Raw genomic sequence first — 12278 nt, forward strand, 5'->3', positions numbered from 1 at the left:
GTCCCGTGCGGGTTGCGGGGAGCCGTCGGAGTTGCGTAGCCTCAATTCCCAACCGAACAATCGGTCAGGAAATCGGGCGACGCCGTCCGGTTCCGGGTCCCTTCCCCCAGCACGCCAGAACAACGGAGTTCGCATGTCGACCGAAACCAGAGAGCGCACGCAGACCGGGCGGATGCCCGCCGAGGAGCGGAGGGTGCTCGCCGGCACCCTCGTCGGCACCTCGATCGAGTGGTACGACTTCTTCATCTACGCGCAGGCGGCCGGCCTCGTGCTCGCCCCGCTCTTCCTCGCACCGGTGGCCGAATCCAACCCCGGCCTGGCGCAGGTGCTCTCGTTCGCCACGATCGGCATCTCGTTCCTGTTCCGCCCGCTCGGCGCGATCGTCGCCGGTTACCTCGGCGACAAGCTCGGCCGCAAGCGGATGCTCGTCTTCACGCTCATCATGATGGGCCTGTCCACGTCGCTCATCGGCTTCCTGCCGACCTACGCGGCGATCGGCATCGCGGCGCCGATCCTGCTCATCCTGCTGCGCGTGCTGCAGGGGTTCTCGGCCGGTGGCGAGTGGGGCGGTGCCGCGCTCATGGCCGTCGAGCACGCCCCGAACGGCCGGCGCGGATTCTTCGGCGCCTTCCCGCAGATCGGCGTGCCCGTCGGCATGATCCTCGCGACGTTCACGCTGTGGGTGCTCACGAGCTCCATGTCGCCCGAGGCGTTCATGGCGTGGGGCTGGCGCATCCCGTTCCTGCTCTCGATCGTGCTCATCGCCGTCGGCTACGTGATCCGCCGTGCCGTCGAGGAGAGCCCGGTGTTCGAAGAGCTCCTGCGTCGCCGCAAGGAGTCCTCGACGCCGCTGCGACAGCTCTTCCGCGGCAACACCAAGCAGGTCATCCTCACCGCGGTCATCTTCATCGCGAACAACGCCGCCGGGTACCTGCTCATCGCCTACTTCGCGACGTACGCGGTGACGGCCCTCGGCATGGATCGCCCGACGGTGCTGCTCGCGACGACGTTCGCGTCGTTCGGCTGGCTGGTCTTCACGCTCTGGGGCGGCCGCGTCTCCGACCGGCTCGGCCGGGTGCGCACCTTCCAGATCGGCTACGTGATCCTCGCGCTGTGGGCTGTTCCGATGTGGTTCCTCATCGACACGGGTGACGTGGTCTGGTACTTCGTCGCGCTGTTCGTCATGACGATCGGCCTCGGTCTCTCGTACGGCCCGCAGGCCGCCCTCTACGCCGAGATGTTCCCCGCGAACGTGCGCTACTCGGGCGTCTCGATCGGCTACGCGTTCGGCGCGATCCTCGGTGGCGCGTTCGCCCCGATGATCGCCGAGGCGCTCATGACCACCACCGGCCAGTCGTGGACCATCGGCCTGTACATCGCGATCGCGAGTGTCATCTCGCTCATCGGCGTGTCCCTCGTCAAGGAGACCAAGGGGCGCGACCTGCTCGAGTGAGGAGCGGATGCCGTGGGCAGGAGGCGCGTCCGGGTCGGACGCGTCTCCTGCTGCTTCCGGCGTTCCGGCGTTCCCGCGTTCCCGCGTTCCCGCGTTCCCGCGTTCCGGCACTCCGGTTCGCCGAGGGAGGCCGTTCGCAGATCGACTGGCGGCGCGGCGCGAGACCGTGCCATAATTACTTCCTGAACGGTCGGTCACTAATTCGATCGGACAACGACGTCAGGAGAGCAGATGGCCGAGGCCTACCTCGTCGGGGGCGTGCGCACGCCCGTCGGTCGATACGGGGGCGCGCTCGCGGGCGTGCGGCCCGACGACCTCGCCGCGCTCGTCGTCGGTGAACTCGTGCGCCGGGTCGGCCTCGACGCCGCAGGCGAGCTCGGCGCGATCGACGAGGTCATCCTCGGCGCCGCGAACCAGGCCGGCGAGGACAACCGCAACGTCGCGCGGATGTCGGTGCTGCTCGCCGGGCTCCCCGACGAGGTGCCGGGGGTCACCGTCAACCGACTCTGCGCCTCGGGCATGTCGGCCATCACGATGGCCGCCCAGGCCATCCGCGCCGGCGACGCCGACCTCATCATCGCGGGCGGCGTCGAGTCCATGACCCGGGCGCCATGGGTGCAGGCGAAGCCCGAGAAGGCGTGGGCGCGTCCGGGGGCCGCCTACGACACCTCGATCGGCTGGCGGTTCCCGAATCCAGACCTGCTCGCCCGCGACAAGGCCACCTACGCGATGCCCGAGACCGCTGAAGAAGTCGCCAGGATCGACGGCATCACGCGCGAGGAGGCCGACGCCTTCGCGCTGCGGAGCCAGCAGCGCGCCGCCGCCGCGATCGCCGCTGGCCGGTTCGAGGCGGAGATCGTGGGCGTGCCCACGCACCGCGGCGAGGTGCTCGTCGACGAGGGTCCGCGCCCCGAGACGACGCTCGAGGGGCTCGCCCGTCTGCGTCCGGTCGTCGCCGGCGGCTCGGTCGTCACGGCGGGCAACTCCAGCGCACTGAACGACGGCGCCTCCGCGATCCTCGTCGCGAGCGCCGAGGTGGTCGAGCGGCTCGGACTCACGCCCCGTGCCCGCGTCGTCGTCGGCGCCTCCGCCGGCCTCGCACCCGAGATCATGGGCCTCGGACCCGTTCCGGCGACCGAGAAGGCGCTCGAGCGCGCGGGCCTCGACCTCGACGAGATCGGCTCGATCGAACTCAACGAGGCCTTCGCGACGCAATCCCTCGCCTGCATCCGCCGTCTCGGACTCGACCCCGAACGCGTCAATGCCGACGGCGGGGCGATCGCCATGGGGCATCCGCTCGGCTCATCGGGCTCGCGACTGATCGTCACCCTGCTCGGCCGCATGGAGCGCGAGGGTTCGCGATACGGGCTCGCGACCATGTGCGTCGGGGTCGGCCAGGGCTCGGCCCTCATCGTGGAGCGCCTCTCATGACGGATGCCGCAACCGGCCGCCAGGCGCACGCAGCCGCCCCCGACGACTCGCCCCTGCGGATCGAACGTCGAGCCGACCGGGTGATCGCCACGCTCAACCGGCCCGAGGTGCGCAACGCGATCGGCCAGCGCACCATCGACGCCCTGCACCTGCTGTGCGCCGAGCTCGAGGCGATCCCGCGCATCCTGATCCTCGCGGGCACGGGGGGCGTGTTCGCCTCGGGCGCCGACATCGCCGAGCTGCGCGAACGTCGCGCCGACGACGCCCGCAGGGGTATCAACGCGAACGCGTTCATCCGCGTCGCCGAGTTGCCGATGCCGGTCATCGCCGCGCTCGACGGGTACGCCCTCGGCGGCGGTGCCGAGCTCGCGTACGCGGCCGACATCCGCATCGCCACGCCGTCGCTGAAGATCGGCAACCCCGAGACGGGGCTCGGCATCCTCGCCGCGGCCGGAGCGAGCTGGCGGCTCAAGGAGATCGTCGGTGATGCGCGTGCGGCCGAACTGCTGCTCACCGGGCGCACCGTCGAGGCCGACGAGGCGCTCGCGATCGGGCTCGTGAGCTCGCTGCATCCGCAGGATGCGCTGCTCGATGCCGCGCACGCGATCGCCGATCGCATCGCCCGCAACGACCGCGACGCGACCATCGCGACGAAGCGCGTGTTCCGGGCGCCGCGCGCGCAGCATCCCGCCGTCGACCTCGAGGCCCAGGCCGCGCTCTTCGAGAGTCCGGAGAAGTTCCGCCGCATGACCGAGTTCCTCGAGAGGAAGCAGAAGTGAGCGAGCGCCTGACGAACGCCGGAGCCCCGCGCGACGTCGGCGTGCTCGGCGGCGGCCGCATGGGCGCGGGCATCGCGCACGCGTTCCTGCTCGCCGGCTCCCGGGTGACCGTCGTCGAACGGGACGCGGATGCCGCGGCCGCGGCGAAGGCGCGCGTGCTCGAGTCCGTCGCGGCATCCGTCGCCCGAGGCACCGCAGATGAGGGTGCCGAGGCGATCGGATCCCGATTCGCCGTGAGCACCGAGGTCGGATCGTTCGCGGGCTGCGGGCTCGTGGTCGAGGCCGTTCCCGAGCAGCTCGAGCTGAAGGTCGACGCCCTGACCCGCGTCGAGGCGGTGCTCGCCGACGACGCCGCGCTGGCCTCGAACACGTCGTCGATCTCGATCGACGAGCTCGCGACGCTGCTCGAGCGCCCCGATCGGTTCCTCGGCATGCACTTCTTCAACCCCGTGCCGGCGTCGACGCTCGTCGAGGTCGTGCGTGGACGGGCGACCGAGGCGACCCTCGTCGACGCGTCGCGCGAGTGGGTGCGCGCCATCGGCAAGACGGCCATCGTCGTCGCCGACGCACCCGGGTTCGCCTCGTCGCGCCTCGGCGTCGCGCTCGGGCTCGAGGCGATCCGCATGCTCGAGGCCGGCGTCGCCACCGCTGCGGACATCGACCAGGCGATGACGCTCGGCTACAAGCATCCGGTCGGACCGCTGCGCCTGACCGACCTCGTCGGCCTCGACGTGCGGCTCGGCATCGCCGAGTACCTCGCCGCGACGCTCGGCGATCGCTTCGAACCTCCCGCCCTCATGCGCCGCATGGTCGCCGAGGGCAAGCTCGGCCGCAAGACCGGCGAGGGCTTCTACGTGTGGGACACCCCGTGAAAGGAATCCAGATGACCGAGATCCTGCCGAGCTACGTCGAGGGCGCGTGGTGGACGCCGGATGCCGCGGGGTCACCCGACACGGCACCGGCGACCGAGGTGCGCGACGCGTCGACCGGCGAGGTCGTGGCGCGGGTCTCCACCGCGGGCCTCGACCTCGGCGCGGCGCTCGAGTACGCCCGAACCGTCGGGCAGCGGTCGCTCGGAACCCTGACCTTCCACCAGCGCGCCGTGCTCCTGAAGCATCTGGCGCTCGCCCTCACGGAGCGCAAGGCCGAGCTCTACGAGCTCTCGAGTCGCACCGGCGCGACGACCAAGGACTCGTGGGTCGACATCGACGGCGGCATCGGCGTGCTCTTCGCGTACTCGTCGAAGGGTCGGCGCGAGCTGCCCAACACGCAGGTCTACGTCGACGGGGGCGTCGAGCAGCTCTCGAAGGACGGCTCGTTCCTCGGACGGCACGTCTACACGCGCCTGCCCGGCGTCGCCGTGCAGATCAACGCGTTCAACTTCCCGGTGTGGGGGGCGCTCGAGAAGTTCGCGCCCGCGTTCCTCGCGGGCGTGCCGAGCCTCGTCAAGCCCGCGACGCCGACCGGATACCTCGCCGAGGCGTTCGTGCGCATCCTCGTGGAGTCCGGCCTGCTGCCCGACGGGTCGCTCCAACTCGTGTCGGGCAGCGTGCCCGACCTGTTCGACCACCTGCGGCTCGGCGACCTCGTCGCGTTCACCGGTTCCGCCTCGACGGCCGAGCGCCTGCGCGCCAACGACTCGGTGCAGACGGGCGGTGTGCGCTTCACGAGCGAGACGGACTCGATCAACGCCTCCGTGCTCGGTCCGGATGCCGTCGCCGGCACGCCGGAGTTCGACGCGTACGTCACGCAGCTCGTCGCCGAGATGACCACGAAGGCGGGGCAGAAGTGCACCGCGATCCGCCGGGCCGTCGTGCCCGCGGCATCCGTCGACGGCGTCATCGAGGCGGTGCGGGCGCGCATCGCCGAACGCATCGTGATCGGCGACCCCCGCGTCGAGGGCGTGACCATGGGGCCGCTCGCCTCGCTCGAGCAGCGCGACGAGGTGCTGCGCCAGGTGCGCCGGCTCGCGGGCGAGGGCGGCGAGGTCGTGATCGGCTCGACCGACGCCCCGAGCGTGCGGCTCGCCGACGGCTCGACGGGCGAGGCATCCGACGGCGCGTTCGTCTCGCCGGTGATGCTGCGGTTCGCGGATGCCGCGAGCCCGGCCCTGCACGAGGTCGAGGCGTTCGGGCCGGTGACCTCGATCGTCGGCTACGACACCGTCGACGAGGCGGTCCGGCTCGTGGCGCGCGGCGGCGGATCGCTCGTCACGAGCGTCGCGACGCACGACCCGGCCGTCGCCGTGGCCCTCGCCTCGGGCATCGCGGCCTACAACGGACGCCTGCTGCTGCTCGACCGCGACGACGCGCGCACCTCGACCGGCCACGGCTCGCCGCTGCCGAACCTGGTGCACGGCGGACCCGGTCGCGCGGGCGGCGGCGAGGAGCTCGGCGGCATCCGCGCGGTGCTGCACCACATGCAGCGCACGGCGGTGCAGGGCTCTCCCGAGATGCTCACGGCCCTCACGGGCGTGTGGCATGCCGGTGCCGCCTCGACGCCGTATGCGGATGCCGGCGAACCGCACCCGTTCCGCAAGTCGCTCGCCGAGCTGCGCATCGGCGACCAGGTCGTGTCGGGCTCGCGCACCGTCACGCTCGAGGACATCGAGACGTTCGCGCACTTCACCGGCGACACGTTCTACGCCCACATGGACGAGGCCTCGGCCTCGGCCAACCCGTTCTTCCCTGGCCGAGTCGCGCACGGATACCTGCTCGTGTCATGGGCGGCCGGCCTCTTCGTCGACGCCGCGCCGGGCCCGGTGCTCGCGAACTCCGGACTCGAGAACCTGCGCTTCGTGACACCCGTCTCGCCGGGCGACGCGATCCGCGTCGAGCTCACGGCGAAGCAGATCACGCCGCGCGAGACCGACGAGTACGGCGAGGTGCGCTGGGACGCCGTGCTGCGCAACCAGCGCGACGAGCTCGTGGCGAGCTACGACGTGCTGACCCTCGTGGCGAAGGAGCTCGAGCCGGCGGCCTAGCCGTCAGCGCGGAGCCACTCAGCCGCGGAGCGCGAGCACGAACGGCAGCACCGACGTGGCGCCGGCCAGCCGCAGCTCGCGAGCCGCGACGGTGAGCGACCACTTGCTGTCGGCGAGGTCGTCGACGAGCAGCACGCCGCCGCTCGGCACATCGATCCCCGCGGTGGCGAACCGCTGCCAGACTCCCGCCAGGCGGAACGCGCTGTTGCCGCCCGGCTGCCCGCTCGGGCCGCCGTTCGAGGGCTCGAGCGCGCCGAGGTAGGGCAGCCGGCCGATGCGCGCGATGCCCTCGGCGAGCGAGCGCACGAGTTCGGGGTGCGAGCGCGACGGCATCGAGACGACGGCGACGGGACGCTCGGCCCAGCCCCAGTCGGCGAGCACGCGCACGCACGCGTCGAGCATCTGCGGGGTGACGGGTGCGTCGGGCGCGCCGGCCGCGAAGACCTCGCGGAGCGTGCCGCCCCATCCGAGATCGGTGAGCCTCGCGAGCGCCCGGCCCTCGCCGGCCTGCTCGCCGGGGGCGATGCGCCCCTTGACGGGCACGCCGAGCCGGTCGGCGCCCGTCGGCCAGGCCTTGCGGGGCTCGACGGCGACGCCGACGCGATCGAGGGCTCCGGATGCCGCCTCGGCCGCGCCCTCGGCGAGGTCGCCGGGGTACCAGACGCCGGCGCAGTTGTCGCAGCGGCCGCACGGCGCCGCGGTCTCGTCGTCGAGGGAACGCTGCAGGAACTCCATGCGGCATCCGTCGGTCTGCTCGTAGTCGATCATGTGCTGCTGCTCGGCCTCGCGCTCGGCCGCGATGCGCGCGTACCGCTCGGCGTCGTACGTCCACGGCTGTCCCGTGGCGACCCACCCGCCCGACACGCGGCGCACCGCGCCGTCGACGTCGAGCACCTTGAGCAGGAGTTCGAGTGGCGTGCGGCGGATGTCGACCCTGGCCTCGAGCGCAGGAGTCGAGAGCGGCACGTCGGAGAGCTCGCCGATGACCCGGTGCGCACGCTCCTCATCGGGCATCGACGCCGTGGCGAAGTAGTGCCAGATGGCGCGATCCTCAGTGCCGGGCATGAGCAGCACGTCGGCGCTCTCGCTCGCACGGCCGGCACGGCCGACCTGCTGGTAGTAGGCGACGGGTGACGACGGCGCGCCGAGGTGCAGCACGAACCCGAGGTCGGGCTTGTCGAACCCCATGCCGAGCGCGCTCGTGGCGACGAGCGCCTTGACCTCGTTGCGCTTCAGCATGCCCTCGGACTCCTCGCGCTCGTCGGAGTCGGTCTGCCCGGTGTAGGCCCGCACCTCGTGCCCGCGCTCGCGGAGCACGCGGGCGATGTCGGTCGCGGCCGACACCGTGAGCGTGTAGATGATGCCCGAGCCCGGCAGGTCGTCGAGGTGGCTCAGCAGCCACGCGAGGCGGCTCGACGAGTCGGGCAGCCGCAGCACGCCCAGCCGCAGCGAGGTTCGGGCGAGCGGCCCGCGGATGGTCAGCACCCCCTCGCCGGCCCCGCCGTCGACCGCGGTCGAACCGAGTTGCTCGGCGACATCGGCCACGACGCGGCTGTTGGCGGTGGCCGTGGTCGCGAGCACCGGCACCGAGGGCGGCATCTGCGCGATGAGCTCGCGCAGGCGGCGGTAGTCGGGCCGGAAGTCGTGCCCCCAGTCGCTGATGCAGTGCGCCTCGTCGACCACGAGCATGCCCATGCGCTGCACGAGCGCGGGCAGCTGCTGCTCGCGGAACGACGGGTTGTTCAGGCGTTCGGGGGAGACGAGCAGCACGTCGACCTCGTCGGCGTCGAGCTTCGCCAGCACGTCGGCCCACTCGTGCGCGTTCGTCGAGTTGATGGCCACCGCACGCACGCCGGCGCGCTCGGCGGCCGCGATCTGGTCGCGCATGAGGGCGAGCAGCGGCGAGACGAGCACGGTGGGCCCGGCGCCCTCGCGGCGCAGCAGCAGCGTCGCGACGAAGTACACCGCCGACTTGCCCCACCCGGTGCGCTGCACGACGAGCGCCCGCCGGCGACCCTCGACGAGCGCCCGGATCGCCTCGAACTGGCCGTCGTGGAATGCCGCGTCGTCGCGCCCCACGAGTTCGCGCAGCGCGTCGAGCGCCGCCGCGTGCAGGTCTGAGGGCGCGGAGTCGGCAGGGGTCATGGGCCCACTCTGTCGGATGCCGCCGACAACCGCCTGTGCGGCCGGCCCGATCAGGCCAGCAGGTCGGCGATGCGGTTCGACGTCGGCATGCGGAGCCCGTCGAGGGCGACCGCGACGACGTCGTCGGCGAGTCGGTCGGCGGTCTCGGCGCCGCCCGGGCGGTACCACTCGACGAGCGAGTTGATCATGCCGAACGTGAGCCGCGAGACGACGCTCGCGTCGAGGTCGCTGCGGAGCGAGCCCTCGGCCTGCGCCTCGGACACGAGGGCGGTGACCCGGCGGTCGAAGGCGCGCCGACGTTCGAGCGCGCGCCGCTCGACCTCGGTGTTGCCGCGCACCCGCAGCAGCAGCGTGACCGACGGCAGGCGGTCGACGAGCACGTGCACGGCCCCGCGCAGCACGAGGTCGAGCCGGTCGGCAGCACGGCCGCCCGCGGCATCCGCGTCTTCGAGCACGCCCTCGAGGGCGGACAGCGCGGAGTCGAGTGCCCGGTCGAGGATCTCGTCCTTCGAGGTGAAGTGGTGGTAGATCGCCGACTTCGAGAGCCCGAGCCGTTCGGCGAGCACGCCCATCGAGGTCGCGTCGTAGCCGTACTCGTTGAAGGCGGCGACGGCGACGTCGAGGATGCCCTGCTGGTCGTAGCCCGGGCGCCCGCGTCGGAGTGAGGTGTTCTCTGGCATCGCCATCAGTCTCCCACCCGAACGGTCGGTTGGCCCGCAGCGCGGTCGAGCGGATGCCGCGTGCCGGCGCGGATGCGTGCCGGTGCGGAGCGCGAGCCGATGTCGGTGCCCGCTGCCAGACTGGCGTCGTGACCAGGAGCATCGGAACCCCCGGCGGCACGCCCGAGCGGCCGGCGCTGTTCTTCGCCGATGCCGCGGAGTTCCGCGCCTGGCTCGAGGCCAACCACGAGACCGCGCCAGAACTCTGGATGGGCCTCAACAAGAAGCACGTCGAGCGGCCCGGCCTCACGTGGGCCGAGGCGGTGCCCGAGGCGCTGTGCTTCGGGTGGATCGACTCGATCGCCCAGCGCATCGACGACGACGCCCGTCGCCAGCGGTGGAGTCCTCGCAAGCCGGGCAGCATCTGGTCGGCCGTCAACGTCGCGCATGTCGAACGGCTCATCGCCGAGGGTCGCATGCACCCGGCGGGCCTCGCGGCCTACGAACGTCGTCGCGCCGACCGCACGGGCGTCTACTCGCACGAGCGCGTCGATCAGCAGCTGCCGCCAGAGGCCGCCGCGCGACTCGAGGCCGACGCCGCGGCATCCGCCTTCTGGCATGCGGCCACGCCGACCTACCGCCGCATGGTCACGCACTGGGTGCTCACCGCGAAGCAGGAGGACACGCGCGAGCGGCGCCTCGCGCAGCTCATCGACGACAGCGCCGCCGGCCGTCTGGTGCCGTTCCAGCGGTACGGCGAGACGCCCAGGTGGGTCGAGCGGGCCGGGCAGGCGGCGCGCGACGCGGGCGGCCCATCGCCGATCGAGTAGCGGAGCGTCGCGAGATCCTGTCGGTGCTGGTCTCGATACGCTCCTTCGCGGCTCCTCGACCGACGGCTCACGCCCCGCGCAGGTCGTAGACGCGCTTGTACTTGCCCTCGCTGCGGGGAAGCGTTCCCGGCTCCTCGAGCCTGACCTCGACGGTCGAGCCGATGAGCACCTTGATCCGCTTCGCGAGCACGACGGAGGCCGCCTCGCAGACCGCGCGCGACAGGTCGGGGTGCCGCTCGATGCGCACGGCCATGGCGTCCATGCGGCCGTTGCGCGTGAGCTCGAGGATGAAGTGCGGCGTGAGCTGCTCGATGCCGAGCACGATCTCCTCGATCTGCGTCGGGAAGAGGTTCACGCCGCGCAGGATGATCATGTCGTCGTTGCGGCCGGTGATCTTCTCGATGCGGCGCATCGCGGGGCGGGCGGTGCCGGGCAGCAGGCGCGTCAGGTCGCGCGTGCGGTAGCGGATGACCGGGAACGCCTCCTTCGTGAGCGACGTGAACACGAGCTCGCCCATCTCGCCGTCGGCGAGCACGTCGCCGCTGTCGCCGTCGATGATCTCGGGCAGGAAGTGGTCCTCCCAGATGTGGGGGCCGTCCTTCGTCTCGAGGCACTCGTTGCCGACGCCGGGACCCATGACCTCGCTGAGGCCGTAGATGTCGAGCGCGTCGATGCCGAGGCGCTGCTCGAGTTCGTGGCGCATCTCGTTCGTCCACGGCTCGGCGCCGAGCACGGCGACCTTGAGCGACGTCGAGCGCGGGTCGATGCCGGCCTCGACCATGGCGTCGGCGATCGTGAGCAGGTAGCTCGGCGTGCAGAGGATGGCGTCGGGCTCGAAGTCGGTGATGAGCTGCACCTGGCGTGCGGTCTGCCCGCCCGACATGGGGATCACGGTCGCGCCGAGCGCCTCGATGCCCGCATGCGCGCCGAGGCCGCCCGTGAACAGGCCGTACCCGTAGGCGTTGTGGACCTTCATGCCGGGGCGGATGCCGCTGGCCCGCAGCGATCGCGCGATGAGCTGCGCCCAGCGTTCGAGGTCGCCCTTCGTGTAGCCGACGACGGTGGGACGCCCGGTGGTGCCGCTCGACGCGTGGATGCGCGCGACCTGCTCCATGGGCACGGCGAACATGCCGAAGGGGTAGGTCTCGCGCAGGTCGGCCTTGGTCGTGAACGGCAGCCTCGCGACATCCGCCAGCGTCCGGATGTCGTCGGGGTGCACGCCCGCCTCGTCGAACTTGCGCGTGTACAGCGGCACGTTCTCGTAGGCGTGACGCACGGTCTGCTGCAGGCGCTCGAGCTGCAGCGCCTCGAGTTCGGCGCGCGTCATGCGCTCCTCGGCATCGAGGGCGTCGGATGCCGCGGGCACGAGTCCGGAGACGCTCGCACGGGCGGTCGTGGTGGTCGTGCTGGGGGAGAGGGTCGTCGTCGACACGTGGTGCTCCTGGGGTTGCAGCGGGCGCGGGTTCAGCGGGTGCGATTGGTGGAGATGGAACGGCCGCGGAACTCCGCGACCGGGTCGCCGTGCTCGTCGACGACCGAGACGTCGTAGAGGCCGGTGCGGCCGCTGCGGGTGCGCCGCACCGCGGTGGCGGTGAGCGTCTGGCCGGCGACGGTCGACTTGAGGAAGGTGATGTCGGCGCCTGCGGCGACGGTGACGAGGTCGTCTTCGTTGCAGGCGATCGCGAAGGCCGTGTCGGCGAGTGCGAAGACGAGCCCGCCGTGGGTGATGGCGAAGCCGTTGGTCATGTCCTCGCGCACGCGCATGGAGACGACGGCGTGGCCCGGGTCATCGCGCAGCACCTGCATGCCGAGGGCGGCGGAGGCACGGTCCTGCGCCATCATCTCGCGGTTCGCGCGGGGCGCGGTCGCGGCATCCGTCATCTGCAGCTCCTCATCGAGTCCATGCGTTCGCGCGCCGTTGCCGTCGCGCCTGAACTGAGCATATACTAACTGAACGATCGGTTGGTATTGTTCTTCCGAGAACACCGGATGCCGCCG

10 protein-coding genes are annotated in these 12278 nt (G+C 71.8%); 6 read left to right on the plus strand and 4 right to left on the minus strand.

Going from position 1 to position 12278, the window contains the following annotated elements:
• Positions 1-133: 133 nt before the first annotated feature.
• From ABIC29_RS09550 to paaZ, 5 genes are all read left to right on the plus strand, one after another.
• Positions 134-1453 (plus strand): MFS transporter, encoded by a 1320-nt coding sequence (locus ABIC29_RS09550; protein ID WP_116084556.1) that lies wholly within the window; start codon positions 134-136, stop codon positions 1451-1453.
• Positions 1454-1684: 231 nt separating this feature from the next.
• Positions 1685-2884 (plus strand): thiolase family protein, encoded by a 1200-nt coding sequence (locus ABIC29_RS09555; RefSeq protein ID WP_354244794.1) that lies wholly within the window; start codon positions 1685-1687, stop codon positions 2882-2884.
• On the plus strand, positions 2881-3663 hold the full coding sequence (locus ABIC29_RS09560; RefSeq protein ID WP_116084551.1) for an enoyl-CoA hydratase/isomerase family protein: 783 nt from the start codon (positions 2881-2883) through the stop codon (positions 3661-3663). Before ABIC29_RS09555 ends, ABIC29_RS09560 begins: the two co-directional genes overlap by 4 nt.
• Positions 3660-4535, plus strand: a complete 876-nt coding sequence (locus ABIC29_RS09565) for a 3-hydroxyacyl-CoA dehydrogenase family protein (protein WP_354244797.1) — start codon at positions 3660-3662, stop codon at positions 4533-4535. The genes ABIC29_RS09560 and ABIC29_RS09565 overlap by 4 nt, the downstream gene beginning before the upstream one ends.
• An 11-nt stretch (positions 4536-4546) precedes the next feature.
• Positions 4547-6646: a phenylacetic acid degradation bifunctional protein PaaZ gene (gene paaZ / locus ABIC29_RS09570; RefSeq protein WP_354244800.1), complete on the plus strand. Its 2100-nt coding sequence runs from the start codon at positions 4547-4549 to the stop codon at positions 6644-6646.
• 18 nt (positions 6647-6664) lie between these two features.
• Here the strand turns inward: paaZ and ABIC29_RS09575 are convergent, their stop codons facing one another.
• Complete coding sequence (locus tag ABIC29_RS09575; RefSeq protein ID WP_354244803.1) at positions 6665-8791, minus strand: RecQ family ATP-dependent DNA helicase; 2127 nt, start codon at positions 8789-8791, stop codon at positions 6665-6667.
• Positions 8792-8841: 50 nt separating this feature from the next.
• Positions 8842-9471 carry a TetR/AcrR family transcriptional regulator gene (locus tag ABIC29_RS09580; protein WP_116084923.1) on the minus strand — a complete coding sequence of 210 codons (630 nt, stop codon included), beginning with the start codon at positions 9469-9471 and terminating at the stop codon, positions 8842-8844.
• Between the two features lie 128 nt (positions 9472-9599).
• Here ABIC29_RS09580 and ABIC29_RS09585 point away from each other — a divergent pair, with 128 nt between their 5' ends.
• Complete coding sequence (locus tag ABIC29_RS09585; RefSeq protein WP_354244806.1) at positions 9600-10280, plus strand: YdeI/OmpD-associated family protein; 681 nt, start codon at positions 9600-9602, stop codon at positions 10278-10280.
• A gap of 67 nt (positions 10281-10347) precedes the next feature.
• On the opposite strand, the gene paaK is transcribed toward ABIC29_RS09585, so the two are convergent.
• Complete coding sequence (paaK, locus tag ABIC29_RS09590) at positions 10348-11607, minus strand: phenylacetate--CoA ligase PaaK (RefSeq protein WP_116084920.1); 1260 nt, start codon at positions 11605-11607, stop codon at positions 10348-10350.
• Between the two features lie 137 nt (positions 11608-11744).
• On the minus strand, positions 11745-12161 hold the full coding sequence (paaI, locus tag ABIC29_RS09595) for a hydroxyphenylacetyl-CoA thioesterase PaaI (protein ID WP_116084538.1): 417 nt from the start codon (positions 12159-12161) through the stop codon (positions 11745-11747).
• Between the last annotated feature and the right edge of the window lie 117 nt (positions 12162-12278).

The organism is Agromyces sp. PvR057, assembly GCF_040547485.1.
GTDB lineage: Bacteria > Actinomycetota > Actinomycetes > Actinomycetales > Microbacteriaceae > Agromyces.